Genomic DNA, 23,376 nt, shown 5'->3' with positions numbered 1-23,376 from the left:
GGTAATTGATTAATATTTAAAAGAAAAGAGAGTAAATATAATAAGAGGGTAAACGTATTTCAAATCTAGATCAGGCATTAAAATTGGCATGTGAGCGCCATGCAGGGCAAGTAGATAAGGCAGGACAGGATTATATTCAACATCCATTGCGCGTTATGGAAAATGTTCAACAGCCACATGCCAAGATCTGCGCTGTTCTCCACGATATTTTAGAAGATACACCAACGACAATAGATGAGCTCAAAGTCTTGGGATTTGAGCAAAAGATAATAGATGCGATTATCGCCGTGACTAAAGTAAATGGTGAAAATCGCTTCCAAGCGGTACAGCGTACTGTTAAAAATCCGATTGCTTGTGAAGTTAAGCTCGCTGATTTGAGCGACAATATGGATTTATCTCGACTCCCAAAAATATCTGCCAAAGATTTGATACGCTATAAACAATATCAAAAGGTCCAAGAAATACTAAAAGAGGCTTATGCAATTCATCAGCATGTAAAAGCTTTAGATCTGGATACTGAATATCCAGAGTTTGAATATGGAAGTATGCGATTTAATTTTCAATATTTACTTAATGCACTATTTGATCAATTGCATCCGCTAGGAGGGAACCAAATTGATAGTCCCCAGGAATGGTGGATTTTATTTGAAGATGCTAGTGAATATTTTGCTTACTGTAAGCGTAAAAAATTAAGACCTTCTCCAAAACACTTTATCCAATTATTTAATACGACTGATCGTGATTTTTTCGGCAGTTCATTTCAAACCTTAGCGGATCAAGATGTTTTGATGGATGTCTACAATAATGTTCTTAGTCATCATTTTACGAAGGATATCGCATGATTTTGAAAGAAGACTTGATGATTGATGGATTACACTACGTATTAAAGTTTGATCATTATAGTTTTTCCTTCTCATTGAATAACCCACCACGCGCCAAAGTCCAAATCAATTATCGTAGACATCCAGAATTAGCCTTATTTAGAGATGACCCCATATATGAAGATCTCAACTTGAAGTTACCAGCCTTGAAAGTTTTTAATGCGATTAGTCAGAGAGTTGAAGAACTTATTTATAAGCATAGGATTCATTATTGGTCTTTTAGTGCCACTTCAACTAAAAAAGCCAATGTTTATGAAAAACTTTTAAAGCGATGGATGAGTCGTAACACCATGGTCTTTAAATATGATCGTGTGGGAAATGATTTTTATGTATATGTAGAGAACAATTTTAATGAGTAATATTGCCATAATATAAAGAATCTAATGCGGATATTGATTAAAAGTTCTTGAAGATCTAGAAAGCTTAAAACTGAAATGTGTTAAATATAGTAAGTGTATTTTTGTCGTATATACACAAATAGATTGTAAGAAATGAGGGTGTTGTGAGTACTGATATACTAAAACTATGGTTCAACGAATATCTTGAATCAGGTGATGGAAAAGGTTGGCGTAAAGATTATGAAAGTACTTTCAAAAAGGTACAGGAAATAAAACATAAGCTGAATAATGGTTACAAATTAAGTGCCCAAAATGATTTCGAGTTTTTAAGTGAACTTTTAAAAAATGATGCAAATGGGGTTGCATCTAAAGGACAATCAAATCTCGCAAACGAAGTATTTTATAAGATCATTCAGGATGTGGAATTTCTTAATGTTGTAGAAAAACTGATTCAACAGCCTAATGAAGAGACATATAAAGCACTGCATAGTTATGGTAGTCAATTACTAGCTCAGTTAGGCAGTACTAAGCGACCTTTATTATTCAATCGAGCATGTGCTTCATGTACTTTAGATGTTTCCACAATTGTCGATCGGAATAAATTTCATCAATTCGTTGAGTATGTAACAGCTCAACAAATCATAGATTTTCCTCAAGAAATCAGAGAGAAGAATTGGTATGTACAGAATATATATCTAGTTCAGCAAGTTAGAGAGATATTAAAAGCAGAACTTGAATCAGGTCAAACAGATATATTTTGGTTAAATATGTTCTTGTGGGACATATATGCTGAGAAAGTGGCAACAAACTTTAATGCAAAAAATGCTATTGATTATCTAGACGATAGATATCCAAATACCTATACGAGTACTAAACATATAGCAGCGTTTAAGACATCTCAAGGTCGAGAGTTGGCATTAGATCCAAAAGCAAAAACGCCTGTTATTTTCTGTGATGCAGAGCCACCAGTAGAACTTAAATTACCAATTAAAAAAGCCTATTCAGAAGATGATACGCGGAATCATCATTTGTCTACACATGCAAAATCAATGATGGTGGGCAAAAAAGCATATTCTATTATTGTGAGTACGCTTGATGATTTAGAAAAGCTTTGTGATTGGTATGAACAAAGTGGTGATCAGACCACGGCGCTTGAAAAAAAGGTACAGCAATTTTTAAAACTTTGGTCAATTGAAAATTTAAACAACTTATCTATAGAGGATTATCATCAAGCGAAAAACACAAATTGCTTTATTGCTCAGATTGACAGTTTTGACCCAACCCAAGGGGATCCTACCTTTGCTAACTATTTTGATATCTGGGAGCCTATTAGCTTAGGTAAGGATGATAAATATTATAATGAGAAGCCGTATTCGTGGCATAAACGACTAGGGGATAATGCAGAGTTAGCATTTGAAACGCTCAAACAAGAAATACTCAATATTGTAGATGCCGTTCAGCGCCGTGACTTAAAAGCAATTGATGCAATTCAGTTCCCTAAACGACTGAAATGGATGATTGCATTTTTATACCAAGATTTTAATGATCCTTTGGTTATTCCTATCGTGAGTAAGGTAAATACCAAACGAATTGGTTATGAACACTTATATCCAAAATTACCACTTCCTGAGTTTTTGCCAGTTTTATTGAAAGATCGTGGTGAACAAGCATTTTTCCCATATGTGGAAAAACTTTTTGCAATGGTTAGAAAAGGCTATTTGGATAACAAACAAAAGACACAGCAAACTAAAGAATTAATGGATGAAGTCATGAATCAACAACCTTTAAACCGCATTTTATTTGGTGCAGCAGGGACAGGTAAAACCTTTCACAGTATTAACCATGCTTTATCTATTCTTGAAAACAAACCTCTCGAAGTTTTAGAAAAAGAAGATCGCACGGCGCTAAAAGTACGTTTTGATCAATACAAAGAGCAAGGTCAGATCAAATTTGTGACTTTTCATCAAAGCTTTAGTTATGAAGACTTTGTTGAAGGGATTCGGGCTGAAACAAATGATGCGGGAAAGTTAACCTATGATGTTAAGCCCGGTGTTTTTAAAGAGATTTGTGATATTGCCTTTAATCAAAATTTGCCTCATTCAAATATTGATGAGGTGATCACCAATTTTTGCAATGAAATAGCTGAACAGCCTTTGCAACTGAAAACTAAAACTGGTTTAACATATGAAATTACATATGAGGGTGGAAAAACCCTAAAATGTTTTTTGTTGGAGTCAGTAAATAAAGGTACTTATAGTTTAAGCTTAGATACAATCAAAAAATTATTAAATGGTGTCAAACTTGAAACTTATGGAATGCCTAGTTATATAAAACCAATTGTAAGTTTGCTATCTGATAAAATTAAATTTTCAGAAGAAAAACAAGATATAGAGTACAAACCCTACATATTGATCATCGATGAAATCAACCGAGGGAATATTTCCCGTATCTTTGGGGAACTAATTACCTTAATTGAGGATTCCAAACGCCAAGGTGCTGAGGAAGAGTTATCTGTAACGCTGCCATACTCAAAAGAAGAATTCTCTGTTCCAAGTAATGTCTACCTCATTGGTACGATGAACTCATCAGATCGTTCTCTAACAGGATTAGATATTGCTTTGCGCCGTCGGTTTACCTTTATTGAAATGCCCCCAAAGCCAGAGCTATTAAATGAAATTGAGGTGGAAGGGCTGAATATTGGTGAGCTGTTAAAAGTCATTAATCAACGTATTGAAGTGCTTTTAGACCGTGATCATTGTATTGGTCATGCCAACTTTATGAATTTGAAGAAACAGCCAACACTTGAGAATTTAACATTAATCTTCAAACAAAAAATAATTCCTCAACTTCAGGAGTACTTCTTTGATGATTGGTCAAAAATCAATATGGTGTTAAATGCCAATGGGATGCTGAAAGCTAAACTGGTTGAACGCTCTGTATTATTTCCAAATGTAGATAGTGAGCCAGAAGGGTTCTTCGAAGAACAGAAAACGTGGCAATTGGTAGATACGGCTTTTGATTCGATCACAAGCTTTAGCAAAATCATCAAGCATTAATCGGGGATTTATATGCCTGATTTTACCGTCCGAGAATATGCCTTCATTAGCGTTGCTTATGAAGGTTGTCCTACGTCTAGTCTAGACCATGCTTATATTCCCGAAAAAGCATTTGAGCATCTGTGTGATCTCTCTGCTTCTTTTTCCAAGCATGGCGCAAGAGTCTTTGAACTTGCAGGACGTAGAAAGATAAAGCTAGACCAGTATGTTGGTGTAATTGAAACGCCGTGTGGTACACGTATAGAGATATTACCGAAGCATGTAGAGCTGAATGGAACAAGTGATCAAGAGCTTATTTTAGCAGAGCGTAAACTCCTACAAAAAATGTTGAGTGTATCCTTACACTTACCTTATAGAGAGGCAGGGAGTGCAAATCTAAATCGTTTTAAACAACCTCTGCATGAATGGATTATTACTCAGTTCCTCGCGTCATTTGAGCGTTTATTGCAACGTGGTTTACGATTTGACTATAACCGTGTGCAAGAAGAACAAAAGTTTCTACGTGGGCAATTACAGCATATGAAATATATGCGACAGCCACCTGCAAAGAAACATATATTCCCGATTGAGCATGATGTTTATGAGGTCAATCGACCTGAGAACCGTCTAATTCGTACAGCGTTGGAAGTCGTTTGTAAAAAGACCGAAGATGCGAACAATTGGAAACTTGCCCAAGAACTCAGGTTGATGACCAGTGAAATACCACGAAGCCAAAAGATTCAGCAGGATTTTAGACAATGGCAGTCAGGTCGCTTACTTGCGCTATATGCTGAGATCAAACCCTGGACGGAATTAATCTTAGGTGAATACATGCCTGTGTCTACACAAGGTACATGGCGTGGCATGAGTCTATTATTCCCGATGGAAAAACTCTTTGAACACTTTGTTGCATATCATTTGCGCCGTGGAATGCCTGAATATCAGGTCAAAACACAGCATTCAACCGAACATATTTGTGAACATCGACAGAGTAAGATCTTCAAGTTAAAGCCTGATATTTTTATTGATCGTTCACAAGCGAATGCAAAAAATATAGTGATGGATACCAAGTGGAAACTGATAGATCAGAATGACCGTGGTGGACGGTATGGCTTAAAGGATAGTGATATCCAGCAGATGTTTGCTTACAGTCACTATTACCTGAAACATGAGAGTGAAGTGATTTTGGTATATCCGTATCGAGCAGGAAAGTTTGATAAGCCTTTGGATGATTTTGGCTTTAGGCATACATATGGTGCAAAGCTTAGAGTGGTGCCTTTTAATTTAGATGAGCCACAAAATTTCAAAATAATTTAAGGTGAAGGTTCTGTGTTAAGTACAAAATTTTGTACTTAAAGCTACTTTTTTGATGATTAAGTGCAATTTTCTGTACTTAATCTCAAGTTATAATGACTTTGCCTCATTAAAAGAAAAACAGATATTTTTGTTATAGGTATATGTATACCATCAATGCCATGAGAGTTCATCTGGAATGAACTCCATGTTATGACAGCTATTTTAAATTAGAAGAAAATTTTCTTGTTAAGAAATTCAGAGATGTGTAGTAAAGAAAAAATTGTAATTGATCAGTTTCTTAAACTTGGGAAAGGTGAATTATTCTGTCGCTCCGATTTTGGTATTGAAATTAGCGATAGAGAACTTAAAAGGATTTTATATCACTTTATCCTGTCAGGTGAGGTGCATATCATCTTATCTAAAGTTTATTATAAAGTTGAAATGAATAAATTCAGCCAATTTAAAAATAAACCTTTGAGTCCTGATATCACGGCTGTACTTCAGACATTGTCGAGAGCCACGGCACTCAAATTTCAGGAACATGGGGGCGTTGCTGCTAATCGGATAGGATTAAGTACTCAGGTGCCTGTTATCCATGTTTTTTATACAACGGGAAGATCTAGGGAAATTAAACTGTACGGGCAAACTGTACGTTTCATTCGCACCCGTTGTCTAGATGTATTTCAGTATGCTCATGAGCCAGTTGGACTGGCAATTTCCGCGTTATATTTTTTAGGCCCGAAAATTGTTGATTTAGTTATTATTAAACAGTTAAAAAAATCATTGGGTGAAGATAATTTTCAGAAGTTTTTAAAAGCTAAAAAGCCGTTGTGGATACAAAAGAGAATATTAGAGATAAAAAATAATATTTGTTTTCTTGAATAAACTTCTAAAAATATTTTTATAAAATTTTGATTAATAAATGTGCTGTAATTTTTTTATTTATTTTTATTGGTTGTTAATTGTACAGGTTAAAAAGTGGATTAATTCAATATGTAGTAATATAAAATAAAATTAGAGGATTATTTAAATATGTGGTTCTTCTGGTATCTAATTTTATTTTTAATTATTGCTTTTTTGGTCTATATGACCATAAAAACAAAGGGGAGATATCCTTTACATAAGCTAATTTTAGTTTTATGGAGAGTACTTCGATTTAAGTATTTTTTAGATCCTCAAATTGAAAATATAAAACGAGGACATGCAAAAATATTTATCACACCGCAGACCTTATGCTATTTGGATGCCTTATTGCAATTCCGATTTAAAGGCTTAGATTGGTTAGATAAACGTGACCTTCTAATGGTTTACAAAGTCACTCTTGGAGTTCCAACGGAAAAACTTGAAGAGCTAATTGATATATTTATTTTTTATAGAGAAAATCTTGCAAAAAAAGATGATCTCAATTTTGAATACTATTTAAGTGATATTGAAAAAGAATATTTAGTTGATCGAAAATATTGTAATTCATTTTTTGAATTGAATTTAAAGATGAGTCGTTTTGACAACTACAAAAAATATTCAAAGTATTTAGTTGCAGATGTGTAAAAAATAATTTTAAGTTAGCTCCCAATAGCCACAAACGAAATCTATGCGTGGCTTTAATTCACCTAAAGAAAATCTATTATGTTAAATCTTTTACATTACGTAGCTATTGCAGTAATTATAGGCCTGTTATTTTACTTCATTAGTTTAGATAAAAAATATCAAAAAGCGAATCCTCAATTTCCAAGTATGCTCATAACAGTTGGTATTGGATTTACTTTTTTAGGGATTGCTTGGGGCCTTAAAGACTTTAATACAGAAGATCCAACAGCAAGTTTAGGAACTTTAGTAAATGGTATTAAAACAGCATTTTGGGGTTCTTTAGCAGGTGTTATTGCATCAATCATAATAAAAATACATGCTCTTATATACTTAAAAGAGCAAGAAGTTGATAAACAATATGATCAAAAAATTGAAGAGTTTTATAAAAATCATGAAGACTTAACTAAGAATTCCAGTTATTTGGAAGTAATTAATAATAATCTAAATACTAATAATGAAAAGTTAATGGCAGTAATTCATTCATTAGGAGTTAATTTAGAAACAACCAATAAAACAAATATGCAAAATGTTTTAAATTCAGTAGTGAAAAGCTTAGATGGTATTGAGCATATCCAAAGAAGTACCCAAAGTTTAATTGCTGGAGAAATATCAGAGTTGCGTCATGAATTTGTTCAGTATTCACAGAAGCAAGCTGAGCAAAATACACAAATATTTATTGAAGCTTTGGAAGGAGCGATTAATCGATTTAATGAAAGTTTAACTAACAGTTTGGGTGAAAATTTTAAACAATTGAATGAATCTGTAAATGCTCTGGTAGAGTGGCAGGATAACTATGCTCAGCAGGTCGAAGATCAGACAAATAATTATGCTGATATGTTAGCTCAAGTGGACTTATTAAAATCAGATTTTGCCACTTTCCTTGAACAAACAGACTCATTTGGTCAGGTGGTAGATCAGCTCGCTAATGGGTTGGAATCTATCGATCATGCAAATAGTAACTTTAATCGACGTATCGAAAGTTTCTATGGGGCACTAGATGAAAAAGTTGCGGACATTGAAAAAACTAGGAATTTACTTGAAGGCGGTTGTGTCAAAATTGAAGAGCAGATGACATATACAATGCAATCTACTCGCAAGATATTTGATGGCATTAATACATATATTGAAGAAAGTCATAAAAATAGTACTCAGATTCAAAATAACACAACTCAAGAAGTGCAGCGACTGGCTCAACAGATGCACACGACTTTTGATCAGACACAAAAGCAATTAAGTGATAGTTTAGGAATCATCGAGAATAAGCTTCAGCATACCCTTAACCAATCTTTGATGACGTTAGGACAGCAGTTAGGCTCGTTATCGACTAAATTTGCAAATGACTACGAGCCAATTACAGTAAATTTAAAGAAAATTATAGACTCATTAGATGGGGGAGTTAATTGATGCTCCCTTTTATGAAAAACCATTCGAATAATGGATCAGATCATTGGATTAGCTTAAGTGACATTATGACGGCGCTAATGATGGTTTTTTTACTGATCAGTATTATTTATATGATTCGAGTAAAGGAGTCTGTGGATATTCCAAGAATATTCAAGGCTGATGAGCAGCAGTTATATTCTCAACTCAAAGATAAATTGACAGTTAAACTTAACAAGTGGGGGGCAACTTTAAGCCCAGATTTAACAGTCCGATTTAGTAATGAAGATATTCTGTTTAAGGCAGGGTCATCAGATTTACAACCAGAATTTAAAAAAGCATTAGACGAGTATTTCCCAGATTATCTGCGTTCGCTCATGCAAGCTAAATTTATCGACAATATTAAAGAAATCCGTATCGAAGGACATACATCAAGTTTCTGGGCCAAGGGTGCATCCCCAGAAGTTGCTTATATAAATAATATGCAACTTTCCCAGCAGCGAGCACAAAATACACTGATTTATTTGCTGAAAAGCGATAGGTTAACAAAAAGTGAAAAGGAATGGCTGAAGATTAAATTTAGAGCCATTGGTTATTCTTCTGCTGCAACACTAGGCAAAGACGGTAAGCCGTCAAGTGCTAGTAATCCAGAAAACTTTGGTACATCTCAGCGTGTAGAGTTTAGGGTTGTAACGACCGCAGAAGATAAGATTCGTGCTGTTGCTTATGGGAATAAATAATGCAGTTATATGATTTCCTGCAAGACAGTAGTCTGAATAATTTAAGAAATAAGATGAAAGCACCACTGATAGATCCATCAGAGATGCCGTATAGACCAGGTATTGTATATGCGGATATTTTTGATGTCTTTGGGGGAAAAGAAGTTGATTTTCAAGAATTAACAATCGGGGAAAATGGGCTTTTATATCATAAGGGAATCCTGATCTCTCTCAATATTAAAGATGTGAATCAAATGTCTCAGGAGGAGAAACTACCGCGTCTTCATATTTCTTTTTGTAAGACGCTTCAAGAAATGAAAAATGGTGGGAGATTTAAGCGCTATATAACATCCTGTAAAGATAATTCTATCCGAGATATTCGCTTTATTTCATCCAATCATCGCAATGGTTTTAAATTAGTCACTAGCGAATTAGATGTCTGTAAATTTTGTTTAGAAAAAATCCGTTGGAATGATTATAGATCTAACATGTCTATGCTTGATAAAGATAGATTGGTCAAATCATTTGATTTAGCAGCGTTTTACAAAAAATTTGAGCCACAGTTTTATAGTGATTTCCAGGGCGTGTTATTTCGAGAGAATGACACAATGGATATAAATAACTATCAGCTCAATTGGAGTTTTATATCGCACAATTATCGAAAATCGAAGAATTGGTGCTGTGAAATTTGTGGCAAAAATTGTTTACAGAATAAAGGAAACTTGCATGTACATCATATAAACGGGATCAAATCGGACAATAATCTATCCAATTTGAAAGCATTATGCTTTGATTGCCATGCTAATCAGCCATTTCATGAACATATGCGTAAATAAGAGCAGTTAGATGTTATGATTTGAATCCGAATGAACAACAAAATTTCAAAATAATTTAAAGTGAAGGTTCTGTGTTAAGTACAAAATTTTGTACTTAAAGCCACTTTTTTGATGATTAAGTGCAATTTTCTTTACTTAATCATCAGTCATGCTGAATTTGCATTGTTAAAAGGAAATGACATATCTTGGTAATAGGATTATTAATTTCAACAAAATATGCAATTTCACCGCAATGATTTCCCTACGTCGATTGCTGAAGCTTTAGGAAGTAGGCTTAAGCGTGCAAGGCTCAATAAAAACTTCACGCAAAATGAAGTTGCTCAATTGGCATGGGTCTCAAGGCGAACAGTGTTGAATGCTGAGAAAGGTGACGTACGTTTAGTCGATTTAATTGCGATTTTACACGCACTAGATTTGGTTGATCAGTTAAACCTATTTCTGGCAGAGCAACCACTATCACCAGTCCAACTTTTGAAATTACGAGGCAATATACGTAAGCGTGCATCGGGTAAGAATGAAAAAAATAATAATCAGAGTTTAGAATCCTTAGATTGGTAGCATAAGGCAAAGCGAGAAAGATTTTTTCTTTTTTAGGGCGGATGACCATGGTGAATTACTGTGTATTCATTCATTTTTTAAACCTAAGTAATTGATTTTATATAGGGTGAGAAAGGTATTTTCTCGTTAATAAATTCAATAGTCATAAATCAGTAGACTAAAAAATAGAGTGCAATTGAAAAGTTGAGCTTGCTTTTATTATGTTATCAGGCTTCATTTGTTGGGCGAGTGATTAAAATCCTTCACAGGGTAGTGACTATAAAGGTATACGCACTATGCTAGAAATAGTTAAAAGTATAGACGGTCAAGAATTCTCAGCTATATATATTGTAGGTGACTTACATGGTTGCCATAGTTTGTTGATTCGAGAGCTTAAAAAACTTAATTTTGACTTTAGAAATGATTTACTTATTTGTACTGGTGACCTTGTAGATCGAGGGAACGAAAACTTGGAGTGTATTGGATTACTTAATGAGCCTTGGTTTTCTACAGTACGTGGTAACCATGAAGAGATGTGTATAAGATCACCAGTTGATCACAAAATAAAAGATATTCATGCACGCAATGGAGGGGAATGGTTTTATCAACTGCATAGGATTAAGCAATCGGAAATTATTGAGCGTTTCCAACAATTACCTTTGGTTGTAGAAGTTCAATTAGAAAATAAAAAAATAGGCGTGGTGCATGCAGATATTGATATTCATGATTGGAATGCTTTTAAGGCAGATATTATGCAAGGTGACTACAAAATATCAGGTGTAACTTCTGCTTATAGTAATGCGTTATGGGGGAGAGGACGTATTCGCCAGCAATCAGCTCACTATGATAGTGTCGGGAATATTGATGAAATTTATCTAGGTCACACCATTGTGAAAGAGCCAATTAAAGTCGATAATTGTTATTATATAGATGTCGGTTCCTACTTCACCAAGAAGCTCTGTATTGTAAAAGTTCAATAAAGATATTTGGGAACACCTCATCGTATAGTTCAATAAAAAAATGATTTTCTTGTAGAGGGAAAGGTTATTGAATTTAGTGTCAACACACTTAATTTTTACAAAAAATTACAATAAAAAGCATATATTTTCTTGTATCACCACGTGTATCACTAAATTTGATTTGTAAGAAAAGTTATTTAAAATCATTGGATTAAATGTTGCTACGGTAGAGGATATACCTACCAGGATTCAAAAACTAATGTTATAAGGGTTTTAAGCGAAAACAGTAGCTTAAAACCCTTTTTTTATACCTACAATAAAAAGTATCTTTATCCGCGTTATCCTTAAAATCGCTGCTTTTTACCGATTATCCAGCTTAATTTACGTCAAGGTTACGACAAGAATTTTGGAAAGTACGTCATGAAATTAACTGAGCCAAGAATAAGAAAGTACATTGAATCTTTTGATAATAAAATAATGCTATGAATAAGGTCAGATCATTCTGTTATATGGACATTTCGGTTTGCACTTAAAACTGCAATGTGATGGGGGAAATGGGTATAAAGATAAAAAATATTTACGATAGAAATGTTCATCTGCCAAAGACTAAAAATGGTGATGCACTTAATATGCCGTTAACTATAAAGGCTATAGAGCTTCTGGATTTGATTCAATATGACGGACTTAATATTAATCCCTCAAAAAGAGAATTCATTTAAGTTGATATGGAAACGTAGAAAGCAAAAGGCAGGGCTTCCAGATATTCATTTTTATGACACGCGACATAAAGTACTCAACTCTTTGTGAATAAATAGAAATTATCGATTGATGTGCTGGCCCTGATCACTGGGCGTATATCAAAGTGCTGGCAAATACTTACTACACCCGGGATCGAAGATATTGCTGACATGTTAGAGGCTGCATACGAAAAGCCTTATTCAGTTAATGGGGTAGGGTGAGTAGTGAGGCTGAGGATTTTTGTGTGATATGAGATTGTTAATCTTCAGTTATCGTAAAGTGATGTCTCATTAAGTCAGTATTATTTGCATCATTTATTATAGAAATTAATACATCATATATAGCAGTTAGCTCATCTAGACTATGGAAAGCGCTCTTTCTGTTTATACGCTTACACATATCAAAAATATCTTCTTGGACTTCTTCAGCATGGTTAACTTTTTCTTTAGTGAGTGTAATTAACTTTCGAATATCACCTTCTATTACTTCGCTATTCTGATCGAGTGATTTGATAGACCCTTCCGACAATTTCAATATTTTTTTAAAATTATTTATTTTTAATGCGTTTTTATCTAAAGCTATGAGTGACATATTAAGGGATTGTATCTTTAATTCAAATTTTCTTTGTTCATCTGCACGATCTTCATGTTTTTTTGCAATTTTTATCTGTTCAATTATTTGTCTATAACCAAAATATAACCAAAAATTGCAAGACTTAGCGCTAATATGCCTATCAGAATCTGAATCTGTCCTGAATTGCTCTCAGCCCATGTCGAAAAACTAACTAAATAATTCAGCATAAAATAAGTCCTTATTGTAAATTAATCAGCATTCTACCCAAATTTAATTAGAAGATTCTTATTAATTAAACCAACATACTGGCATTATCTAAAGCCTATTAAACCAATAGAACCATTTTTTTATTTGAATTACGGTCGATACATTTCCAGTGTTTGTAAAGGTAATTAAAAAAATGCACATAATTTAAACTGAACAAAGAGTAGAAAGGTGACTATTATTTAGGTTGTCTTAAGTCTTTAGGATTAACTATCAATTTATCAGGTGCAGATCATAGATTTCGATAGGGAATAGCAGATCTGTTTCAATTCGCTTTTTAACCCATACTTATGGAAATTACGGCCATTGATAATTTATTTTCATGATACCCAACATGTAGATAAAAATTGATGGCAAAAAACCGAATTAAGCACACATTAAGTTTATAGGTGAATTTGTCTGATTTTTAATTTAAGTAATTGAATCATAATGATTAAATTATAATTTTTGGTGAAATTAAGCAAAATCTGCAAATTAACCTTCTAATGCACAAATCGCATGGTTTGGCAATGTGCCGATTCGAAAAAAGGTTCATTTTCACGTAGAATACTGCTGTCGGTGAATCACGCTGACAATTTTTACGAATTTTTCAGGCAAAGTTGAATATGTATTGATATTCCTTTGACTGAGGTGCAACCAGCACCACTACTTTCAAAGTTTATTTAAGTAACCGGTTCGCTGAAATTAGGCCAAAAGCCTGATGATCAGAAACTCAATCCAAAGCAAGGGGCTATATATGGCTGGTGGAAAGTCAACAATCATTTACACACTGACCGACGAGGCGCCATTATTGGCGACTTACTCTCTACTGCCGATCATTGAGACCTTTACTAAGCCGGCGGGCGTTGAGATTGTTAAGACAGACATCTCTGTAGCCGCACGCGTACTTGCAGAATTCGCAGACTATCTAAGCGATGAGCAGAAAGTTTCAGATAACCTGGCAGAATTAGGTCGTCTTACTCAGGACCCAGATACTAATATCATTAAACTCCCTAATATTAGTGCGTCTGTTGCTCAGTTGACGTCATGCATTAAAGAACTTCAGTCTAAGGGCTATGCACTGCCTGATTATCCGGAAAACCCGACTACTGAAGAAGAAAAAGCAATTAAAGCGCGTTATAGCAAGTGCCTAGGTTCAGCAGTGAACCCAGTACTTCGTGAAGGTAACTCTGACCGTCGTGCGCCGACAGCAGTGAAAAACTACGCGAAAAAACACCCACATTCTATGGGTGAATGGAAACCTTGGTCACAAACTCACGTTTCTCACATGCAAGAAGGCGACTTCTACCATGGCGAAAAGTCTATGACTTTAGACCGTGCACGTAATGTGAAAATGGAACTGATCACCAAGTCTGGTGAAACTATCGTTCTTAAGCCAAAAGTTGCGCTTCAAGACGGCGAAATCATCGACTCAATGTTCATGAGCAAAAAAGCCCTTTGCGACTTCTATGAAAAAGAATTAGAAGATTGTAAAGAAGCTGGCATCCTGTTCTCTTTACACGTTAAAGCGACCATGATGAAAGTATCACACCCGATCGTATTCGGTCACTGTGTACGTATTTACTACAAAGATGCGTTTGAGAAACACGGTAAATTATTCGACGAGCTCGGCATTAACGTAAATAACGGTATGGCTGGTCTTTACGAAAAAATCGAATCTTTACCAACTTCTTTACGCGAAGAAATCATTGAAGATCTTCATGCATGTCAAGAACACCGTCCAGCACTTGCGATGGTTGATTCTGCAAAAGGTATTACCAACTTCCATTCTCCAAACGACGTGATTGTAGATGCTTCTATGCCTGCAATGATCCGTACTGGCGGTAAAATGTGGGGTGCTGACGGTAAACCTTACGACTGTAAAGCAGTTATGCCTGAATCTACATTCGCACGTATTTATCAGGAAATGATCAACTTCTGTAAATGGAATGGTAACTTCGACCCACGTACTATGGGTACAGTTCCTAACGTTGGTCTGATGGCTCAAAAAGCTGAAGAATACGGTTCTCACGACAAGACTTTCGAAATTCCAGAAGCGGGTGTTGCGAACATCACTGACCTTGAAACTGGTGAAGTGTTGATGTCTCAAAACGTGGAAGAAGGTGATATCTGGCGTATGTGCCAGGTGAAAGACGCACCGATCCGCGACTGGGTGAAACTGGCTGTAACTCGTGCACGTAACTCTGGCATGCCAGCAATCTTCTGGCTTGACCCGTACCGTCCACACGAAAACGAACTGATCAAAAAAGTTCAAACATACCTGAAAGACCACGATACAGAAGGTTTAGACATCCAAATCATGTCTCAAGTACGTGCGATGCGTTATACACTTGAACGTGTTGCTCGCGGTCTGGATACCATTTCAGTAACTGGTAACATCCTGCGTGATTACCTGACTGACTTGTTCCCAATCATGGAACTTGGTACTTCTGCGAAAATGCTGTCTATCGTGCCTTTAATGGCAGGTGGCGGTATGTACGAAACTGGTGCTGGTGGTTCTGCACCTAAACACGTACAACAATTGGTAGAAGAAAACCACTTACGTTGGGATTCTCTAGGTGAGTTCTTGGCATTGGCTGTTTCTCTGGAAGAAATGGGCATTAAAGAAAACAATGCACGTGCGAAACTGCTTGCGAAAACACTGGATGCTGCGACTGGTAAATTGCTTGACAATGACAAGTCTCCATCACGTCGTACTGGCGAGCTAGACAACCGTGGCAGCCACTTCTACCTGGCTAAATTCTGGGCTGAAGAACTTGTAGCGCAAGACGAAGATGCAGAATTGAAAGCGAAATTTGCACCGATCGCTCAGTCTCTTGCTGAAAATGAAGAGAAGATCGTAAGCGAATTGAATGCAGTTCAAGGCCAATCTGTAGATATCGGTGGTTACTATGCAGTTGATCCTGCAAAAGTAAATGCTGTAATGCGTCCAAGTGCTACATTGAACCAAATCATTGAATCACTAAATGCTTAATCAGGCTGTACTAGCTTTAAAGCTCGTAAAGTGAATAAAACCGGTGCTTAGGCGCCGGTTTTTTATTGTTTTTAGATATACATTTAGATAAGAAATGAAGAAATGAGATTTCAGTTAAGTTTCTGATCTATCGTTATTTGATTGAATAATCGAAATGATTAAAAAATAATTCTGAAATTGTTATATTGATTTAAAGTATAAGCGCTATATTAAAAAAAAGGTTTTATTGACCTGGGTAGGGTAGAGCCATGAGTAATCAGATATTCATACAGCAGACTTTTGATGGTCCGGTGGATATTGTTGGCGATATTCATGGTGAGATTGATGCGCTACAACAATTGTTAGAAGTATTGGGCTACGATCTGCAAGGTCGTCATCCTGAACAGCGTAAACTGATTTTTGTCGGGGATCTGTGTGATCGTGGACCAGACAGTATCGCTGTCATCAGACAGGTTAAAACCTTAATAGAAAATGGCAATGCGCAATGCATTCTGGGTAATCATGAAATCAACTTGTTAACCGATACGCTACGGGAAGGCAATGGCTGGTTTTTTGGTTCACCGCATCAGGATGATTTCAAAACTTTTGATTCAGTTCAGGCTTCAAGTCGGGATCGTGCATGGATTCTGAAATTTCTAAACAGCCTGCCTTTGGCTCTAGATGCACCCCATTTAAGAATTGTGCATGCTTGCTGGGATACGCAGGCAATTCAACAATTGAAATCTGTTCCTTTTAATTCAATCAGACAGGCTTATGATTATTTTGTCCTGAAAAATGAGCTTGAGTTGCAGACGTTAGGCTTTGATGAATATATCCAGAGTGAACAGCAGCAATACCAAGGACAATTCAAGGATCCAGCAGCTAGCATTCCCTTATTAAAATATATCGCTGAGAAAGAGTTACGCGACCAGATGCAAAATCCGATTCGTACCTTAAGCTCAGGCGCAGAGAAAATTGCGCAACGTCCAGTCTATGCAGGGGGACGCTGGCGCATGATTGATCGTTTGCCATGGTGGGAGTATTATACAGATACGATACCTGTCGTGATTGGCCATTATTGGCGAAACTTTAAAACCACCGAAGAAAAATCCGGTCTGTTTAAGCATATTGATGCCCTGCAATGGTTTGGACAGCAGCAGAATGTATTCTGTGTCGACTATTCAGTGGGCAGGCGTTATCGTGACCGACAGCAACAGGCTGAGTATGCTCATCATCTTGGGGCTTTAAGACTGCCTGAAAATCTGGTGATTTTTGAAGATGGCCAGCAGTATTTCACTCAAAAAATGACGTAAAAAAAGCAGCCACGAAGACTGCTTTTTTAATGAAATTAGCGGATCATTCCACTTCTACAATTTCAAAATCGTGGGTGATTTCGACACCACCATCAGACAGCATTTTGCTGGCAGAGCAGTATTTCTCAGCAGAAAGCTCTACGGCTTTAGCGACCTGTTTCTCTTTGATGTCTTTACCGCTGACCACAAAGTGTAGATGGATTTTGGTAAATACCGCAGGAATTGTATCGGCACGTTCTGCTTTTAATTCACAGCGAACATCAGTAATCTCCTGACGTGCTTTCTTTAAAATCGTCACAATGTCAAAAGAAGCACAACCACCCAGACCGGTCAAAATCAGTTCCATTGGGCGAGGACCACGGTTTTCACCGCCATATTCAGGTGAACCATCCATGATGATACTGTGAGCACTTTGAGTTTTTGCTTCAAAAGCAACATTCTCTAGCCAATGAACACTCGTTTGCATTGCAACTACCTAAAAAAAGCTATAAATTTACGAAGTAACTGTACACTAACATAAATTGGGTTGATAAGGAATTTCAATCCCACTGTGTGACAAGTTCACATTAGGTCTTGTGCGATCTATAAATTATCCATATTCGGAACTGTAAGCATGACTTCAAACTTTTCACAATTAAGCACAGACGCACTTTCGCCGGGGCAACTACCTGAATCAGTGAAAGCGTTATTAAAACGTGCATATATCAATCGCTATCCAAAACGTACCACGATCGTGGATGCAGGATCAGAATCTAAATCGCTGTATTTAATTCTGAAGGGGTCTGTATCTATCATTCTTCGTGAAGATGATGAACGTGAGATTGTGGTAGCTTATTTAAATGCGGGAGACTTCTTTGGGGAAATGGGTCTTTTCGAAGCAAATCCACAGCGTACTGCAGAAGTGCGTACTCGTGATGTCTGTGAAATTGCTGAAATTACCTATGAAAACTTTCATGAAATTAGCAAACAATATCCAGATCTAAGCTATGCAGTTTTTGCTCAGCTGGTTCGCCGTCTGAAAAATACCACACGTAAAGTGACTGACCTGGCATTTATTGATGTATCTGGTCGTATCGCACGTTGTCTGATTGACTTGTCATCTCAGCCAGAAGCGATGATCTTGCCAAATGGTCGTCAGATCCGTATTACCCGTCAGGAAATTGGCCGTATTGTTGGGTGTTCACGTGAAATGGTCGGTCGTGTTCTAAAAACTCTAGAAGAACAGGGCATGATTGAAACCGATGGTAAGGCGATTCTGATTTTTGATGCATCGCTGGAAGAACCTGAAGCACTGGGTGCTGGCGAGTTCGAAGACGAATAAGCCAAAAGCACGATAAAAAGCAAATCTTCGGGTTTGCTTTTTTTATTCCTGTTTAAAAATTTCAGCCTGATTCAGAACATAACAAATTGGCACAAGCTTGTTAGAAAAGATGATTTAAGTCCGTCTTATAATTCCGATAGGCTATAGCACACTTGCTCTTGATAAATAACAGATAAACTTAAAGGACATTTTTATGCAATTCAGACCATTGGCGGATACGGGAATCTTATTGCCAGAAATCTGTTTGGGCACCATGACTTTTGGTGAGCAAAATACTCAGGAAGAGGCTTTTCAGCAATTAGACTATGCCTTGGATCAAGGTTTATATTTCTGGGATACCGCAGAAATGTATCCAGTGCCACCTAAGGCAGAAACGCAGGGTGCAACTGAACGCATTATTGGTAACTGGATTGCTTCACGCGGTGGTCGTGACAAACTGTTTTTAGCTTCGAAAATTGCGGGTCCGTCACAAGGTGGGAGCCATATCCGTGATGGTCAGACTAAGTTCGTGGCTTCGGAAATTGCATCAGCAATTGATAATTCATTGTCACGTTTGCAAACTGATTATATTGATCTGTACCAATTGCACTGGCCACAGCGTGCGACTAATTTTTTTGGCAAGCTGGGTTATGGCAATGCAGAAGCTGCAGATGATCGTGCCGTAACGAATCTGGAAGAAACCCTGACGGCTTTGCATGACGAAATTAAGAAAGGTCGTATCCGTTATATTGGCCTGTCGAATGAAACCCCTTGGGGCACCATGAAGTTCCTGCATCTGGCAGAGAAACTGGGACTGTCCAAATTTGTTAGCGTGCAAAATCCATATAGCCTACTGAATCGTACTTATGAAATTGGCATGTCGGAAATTGCCAAATATGAAGGTGTGGGTTTGTTGGCTTATTCACCGCTGGCATTTGGTTATCTGACTGGTAAATTCCGCAATGGTGCACGTCCAGCCAATGCACGTGTGACTTTATTCTCTCGTTTTAGCCGTTATAGCAATCCGGAAAGCGAGTGGGCCGTCGAGCAATATGCAAAACTGGCTGGGCAACATGGCCTGACATTAACCCAGTTGTCACTGGCTTTCATTAAACAGCAGTTCTTCGTGACCAGTACCATTATCGGTGCGACCAATCTGGATCAGCTCAAAGAAAACATTCAGGCGTTTGACGTGAATCTGTCTGAAGAAGTCTTGCAGGGCATTGAAGTGATTCACCGTCAGCAGCTCAATCCGGCACCATAATCGTTTAAGTGTTCTCTTTAAATGCCCTCCAAGTGAGGGTATTTATTGTTTCAATAAAGGATCAAATTTAATGATAAACAATATAGCAAGAAAAGGATAAAGGCAGCATAATCAAAACAAGATTGATCAATAGAATTTGACAAAAATGAATAATGAAACGGATATTTCTAAATCCCAAGTATTAGCTATAGCAATATTCAATCTCGCTGAACAGTTGCAATTGCAAGAATTTGAGCTTGCATTAGTTCTGGATCTATCTAAAGCAGAATTATCGTCAATCATAAATCAAAAAGAATTAGAGCCAAATACTACCGCAGGTAAAAGAGCAATAACTTTAATCAATATCTATCAGGCATTATTTAGTCTGACTGGTGGAGACTTGAGCTGGATGCGCCAGTTTATCAATTCGCCTAACAAGCTTTTAGATGAGCAAACGCCAAGATCCTTGATACAAACAGAACATGGTTTGAGTGCAGTAGTGCGATTACTAGGACGCTTGCAACCGCACTAAAGGTCTTTCTCTATTTTCTACCCAGCCGTAAAATAGCAGAGTCAATTAAATCAGATATTAATTATTGATCTTCACTTTAAAAATTCTACTTTCGCTCACTTGAAATATTTTCCTGGAATACCAATATTAATACTGATAACTCTGTCCATTATTAAATTAAGTTTTTGAAAAATAAATAAAAAAATTATTTGAAATTTTATTTCCAGCACCCATATATTCATCAAGTAGAAAATTTGTTGTGAGGAATAACAAGAATGCGTTTTGAGAAATTTACCAATCGCTTACAGCAAACCCTTTCCGATGCGCAATCTCTGGCAATGAGCAAGGATCATGCTGCCATTGAAGGGATTCACATCTTGTCCACCTTGATGGAAGAAGCATCGAATGTGAGCTTGCTGCAACAGGCAGGAGCAAACCTGCGTGAACTGCAAAGCAAAGTACAAACTGCGCTAAATAATGTAGCTACGCTCGGCAATCCCTCTGCCGATATCAATATCAGTCAGGAAGCAGCCAAAGCTCTGCATCTTGCGGACAGTTATGCACAGAAAGCAGGAGATGAGTTCCTGTCTACAGACTGGGTATTACTGGCACTTGCAGAAACGGGTGCCACCAAAACCTTATTAAATAGTGTTGGCGTAAAAACTGAAAATTTACGACAGGTTATTAATCAAATTCGAGGCGATGAAAAAGTCATGAGCAATAATCATGAAGATCAACGGGACTCACTGAATAAATATACGATTGATTTAACTGAACGTGCCATGTCAGGCAAACTTGACCCGGTGATTGGTCGTGATGATGAAATCCGTCGTACGATTCAGGTGCTGTCACGCCGTACAAAAAACAACCCGGTACTGATCGGTGAACCGGGTGTCGGTAAAACTGCGATTGTCGAAGGTCTGGCACAACGTATTGTCAATGGTGAAGTTCCAGAAGGCCTGAAAGGCAAACGCGTTCTGTCACTGGACTTGGGTTCATTGTTAGCTGGTGCCAAATATCGTGGTGAGTTCGAGGAACGTCTAAAAGCTGTTCTGAAAGATCTGGCTAAACATGAAGGCGAAATCATCCTGTTCATTGACGAGCTGCATACATTGGTCGGTGCCGGTAAAGGTGATGGTGCTATGGATGCGGGTAACATGCTGAAACCTGCATTAGCGCGCGGTGAATTACGCTGTGTCGGTGCAACGACTCTGGATGAATACCGTCAGTACATTGAAAAAGATGCAGCCTTAGAGCGTCGTTTCCAGAAAGTGCTGGTGGATGAACCAAGCGTGGAAGACACCATTGCGATCCTGCGTGGTCTGAAAGACCGTTATGCGACTCACCATGGTGTGCAGATTCTGGACTCAGCAATTATTGCTGCGGCGAAAATGTCACATCGTTACATCACTGACCGTCAATTGCCGGATAAAGCCATTGACCTGATTGATGAAGCAGCATCCCGTATCAAAATGGAGCTGGATTCTAAACCTGAAGCACTGGATAAACTCGAACGCCGTCTGATTCAGCTGAAGATGCAGCTTGAAGCGGTGAAAAAAGATGCAGATTCTGGTGCGCAGGGCGAAGTGAAACACCTGGAAGAGCAGATTGCCACTGTAGAGAAAGAGTACAGCGAACTGGAAGAAATCTGGCGTGCCGATAAAGCGCTGGTAGCAGGCAACAAAGATATTCAGGTGAAACTGGATCAGGCTCGCATTGCGCTGGAAAAAGCCCAGCGTGAAGGTGATCTGGCTGAAGCAGCACGTTATCAATACGGTGTGATTCCGGAACTGCAAAAACAGCTGGAACGCATTGAAGCGGCTGAAGAAAGTGAAGCACCAAAACTGCTACGTGACAAAGTCACTGACAATGAGATCGCTGAAGTAGTCAGTGCTGCGACCGGTATTCCTGTGGCGAAAATGCTGCAAGGTGAGCGTGACAAACTGCTGCATATGGAAGACTTCCTGCATAACCGTGTTGTTGGTCAGGAAGAAGCCGTAGTAGCTGTATCTAATGCTGTACGTCGTTCACGTGCCGGCTTGTCAGATCCAAACCGTCCAAGTGGTTCATTCCTGTTCTTGGGCCCAACAGGTGTAGGTAAAACAGAATTGACCAAAGCCTTGGCGAACTTCCTGTTCGACAGTGACGATGCCATGATTCGAATCGACATGTCCGAATTTATGGAAAAACATTCGGTGAGCCGCTTGGTCGGTGCGCCTCCGGGCTATGTCGGTTATGAAGAAGGTGGTGTGCTGACTGAAGCGGTGCGCCGTAAACCATATAGCGTAGTGTTATTTGATGAGGTCGAAAAAGCGCATCCGGATGTATTTAACATTCTGCTGCAAGTGCTGGACGATGGTCGTCTGACCGACTCACAAGGCCGTGTGGTGGATTTTAAAAATACCGTGATTGTGATGACTTCGAACTTGGGTTCACAAGATGTCCGTGAGCTGGGTGATAAAGCAACTCGTGAAGAAGTCCGTACAGTGGTGATGAATGCGGTATCGGAACATTTCCGTCCAGAGTTTATCAACCGTATTGACGAGCTGGTGGTGTTCCATGCACTGGAAAAAGACCAGATCCGTGGTATTGCCGATATTCAGTTGAACCGCTTGCGTCAACGTCTGGCAGAACGCGATATGCGTCTGTCTGTGGATGACAGTGCTTTCGATCAGTTAATCGAAGCTGGTTTCGATCCGTTGTATGGTGCGCGTCCATTAAAACGTGCGATCCAGCAACGTATTGAAAATGGTTTGGCACAAAGCATCCTGGCAGGTGAGTTTGGCCCTGGTGATACCATCGTCGTTCGAGGTGAAAGCGGTGAGCTGGTCTTTGAAAAATTGAAACTCAGCTAATACCAGTTTTCCTCGCAACAAAAAACCCAGCCTAGGCTGGGTTTTTCTTTATCTTATA

At 37.8% G+C, this 23,376-nt stretch carries 18 protein-coding genes and 1 pseudogene; 17 read left to right on the top strand and 2 right to left on the bottom strand.

The genetic code is table 11. The features are described 5' to 3' along the window. Nucleotides 1–56: 56 nt before the first annotated feature. The 11 genes and pseudogenes from G5T77_RS17125 to G5T77_RS02360 form a co-directional block, all read left to right on the top strand. A pseudogene (locus tag G5T77_RS17125) lies at nt 57–467 on the top strand (guanosine-3',5'-bis(diphosphate) 3'-pyrophosphohydrolase); the annotation flags it as partial. A 371-nt stretch (nt 468–838) separates the two neighbouring features. Next, the gene (locus tag G5T77_RS02405) at nt 839–1,240 is read left to right on the top strand and encodes a hypothetical protein (RefSeq protein WP_166137313.1); all 402 of its coding nucleotides are present in this window, start codon (nt 839–841) and stop codon (nt 1,238–1,240) included. Nucleotides 1,241–1,383: 143 nt separating this feature from the next. Further along, entirely contained in the window at nt 1,384–4,275 is a 2,892-nt protein-coding gene (locus G5T77_RS17120) for an AAA family ATPase (RefSeq protein ID WP_166137310.1), read from the top strand. A gap of 12 nt (nt 4,276–4,287) precedes the next feature. After that, nucleotides 4,288–5,571, top strand: coding sequence for an McrC family protein (locus G5T77_RS02395; RefSeq protein ID WP_166137307.1), 1,284 nt, complete (start codon nt 4,288–4,290; stop codon nt 5,569–5,571). Between the two features lie 240 nt (nt 5,572–5,811). Then, a complete protein-coding gene (locus G5T77_RS02390) occupies nt 5,812–6,435 on the top strand; it encodes a DUF6088 family protein (protein WP_166137304.1) in 624 nt (207 codons plus the stop codon). A 147-nt stretch (nt 6,436–6,582) separates the two neighbouring features. Beyond that, nucleotides 6,583–7,098, top strand: a complete 516-nt coding sequence (locus G5T77_RS02385; protein WP_166137301.1) for a hypothetical protein — start codon at nt 6,583–6,585, stop codon at nt 7,096–7,098. A gap of 78 nt (nt 7,099–7,176) precedes the next feature. Further along, on the top strand, nt 7,177–8,541 hold the full coding sequence (locus G5T77_RS02380) for a hypothetical protein (RefSeq protein WP_166137298.1): 1,365 nt from the start codon (nt 7,177–7,179) through the stop codon (nt 8,539–8,541). Next, nucleotides 8,541–9,257: an OmpA family protein gene (locus G5T77_RS02375; protein ID WP_166137295.1), complete on the top strand. Its 717-nt coding sequence runs from the start codon at nt 8,541–8,543 to the stop codon at nt 9,255–9,257. The genes G5T77_RS02380 and G5T77_RS02375 overlap by 1 nt, the downstream gene beginning before the upstream one ends. Then, nucleotides 9,257–10,072: an HNH endonuclease gene (locus tag G5T77_RS02370; RefSeq protein WP_166137292.1), complete on the top strand. Its 816-nt coding sequence runs from the start codon at nt 9,257–9,259 to the stop codon at nt 10,070–10,072. Before G5T77_RS02375 ends, G5T77_RS02370 begins: the two co-directional genes overlap by 1 nt. 216 nt (nt 10,073–10,288) lie before the next feature. Continuing rightward, on the top strand, nt 10,289–10,630 hold the full coding sequence (locus tag G5T77_RS02365) for a helix-turn-helix transcriptional regulator (protein ID WP_152342314.1): 342 nt from the start codon (nt 10,289–10,291) through the stop codon (nt 10,628–10,630). A gap of 275 nt (nt 10,631–10,905) precedes the next feature. Beyond that, nucleotides 10,906–11,589 (top strand): metallophosphoesterase, encoded by a 684-nt coding sequence (locus G5T77_RS02360; protein ID WP_166137289.1) that lies wholly within the window; start codon nt 10,906–10,908, stop codon nt 11,587–11,589. 975 nt (nt 11,590–12,564) lie between these two features. On the opposite strand, the gene G5T77_RS02355 is transcribed toward G5T77_RS02360, so the two are convergent. Continuing rightward, nucleotides 12,565–12,897 (bottom strand): hypothetical protein, encoded by a 333-nt coding sequence (locus G5T77_RS02355; RefSeq protein WP_166137286.1) that lies wholly within the window; start codon nt 12,895–12,897, stop codon nt 12,565–12,567. 982 nt (nt 12,898–13,879) lie between these two features. On the opposite strand from G5T77_RS02355, the gene G5T77_RS02350 reads away from it, so the two are divergent. Beyond that, the gene (locus G5T77_RS02350; RefSeq protein ID WP_034170011.1) at nt 13,880–16,117 is read left to right on the top strand and encodes an NADP-dependent isocitrate dehydrogenase; all 2,238 of its coding nucleotides are present in this window, start codon (nt 13,880–13,882) and stop codon (nt 16,115–16,117) included. A gap of 248 nt (nt 16,118–16,365) precedes the next feature. After that, nucleotides 16,366–17,409: a metallophosphoesterase gene (locus tag G5T77_RS02345; RefSeq protein WP_166137283.1), complete on the top strand. Its 1,044-nt coding sequence runs from the start codon at nt 16,366–16,368 to the stop codon at nt 17,407–17,409. Nucleotides 17,410–17,452: 43 nt separating this feature from the next. Here the strand turns inward: G5T77_RS02345 and G5T77_RS02340 are convergent, their stop codons facing one another. Then, nucleotides 17,453–17,875, bottom strand: coding sequence for an OsmC family protein (locus G5T77_RS02340; RefSeq protein ID WP_166137280.1), 423 nt, complete (start codon nt 17,873–17,875; stop codon nt 17,453–17,455). A 147-nt stretch (nt 17,876–18,022) separates the two neighbouring features. Here G5T77_RS02340 and crp point away from each other — a divergent pair, with 147 nt between their 5' ends. The 4 genes from crp (at nt 18,023) to clpB (ending at nt 23,318) form a co-directional block, all read left to right on the top strand. After that, the gene (gene crp, locus G5T77_RS02335; protein ID WP_166137277.1) at nt 18,023–18,730 is read left to right on the top strand and encodes a cAMP-activated global transcriptional regulator CRP; all 708 of its coding nucleotides are present in this window, start codon (nt 18,023–18,025) and stop codon (nt 18,728–18,730) included. Nucleotides 18,731–18,923: 193 nt separating this feature from the next. After that, complete coding sequence (locus G5T77_RS02330; RefSeq protein ID WP_166137274.1) at nt 18,924–19,973, top strand: NADP(H)-dependent aldo-keto reductase; 1,050 nt, start codon at nt 18,924–18,926, stop codon at nt 19,971–19,973. Nucleotides 19,974–20,118: 145 nt separating this feature from the next. Continuing rightward, entirely contained in the window at nt 20,119–20,484 is a 366-nt protein-coding gene (locus G5T77_RS02325; protein WP_166137271.1) for an MbcA/ParS/Xre antitoxin family protein, read from the top strand. Nucleotides 20,485–20,738: 254 nt separating this feature from the next. Further along, nucleotides 20,739–23,318: an ATP-dependent chaperone ClpB gene (gene clpB / locus G5T77_RS02320; RefSeq protein ID WP_166137268.1), complete on the top strand. Its 2,580-nt coding sequence runs from the start codon at nt 20,739–20,741 to the stop codon at nt 23,316–23,318. Nucleotides 23,319–23,376 lie beyond the last annotated feature (58 nt).

This window comes from Acinetobacter sp. GFQ9D191M, from assembly GCF_011174875.1.
Classification (GTDB): Bacteria; Pseudomonadota; Gammaproteobacteria; order Pseudomonadales; family Moraxellaceae; genus Acinetobacter.
This window is presented reverse-complemented; position numbering and strand designations above follow the sequence as displayed.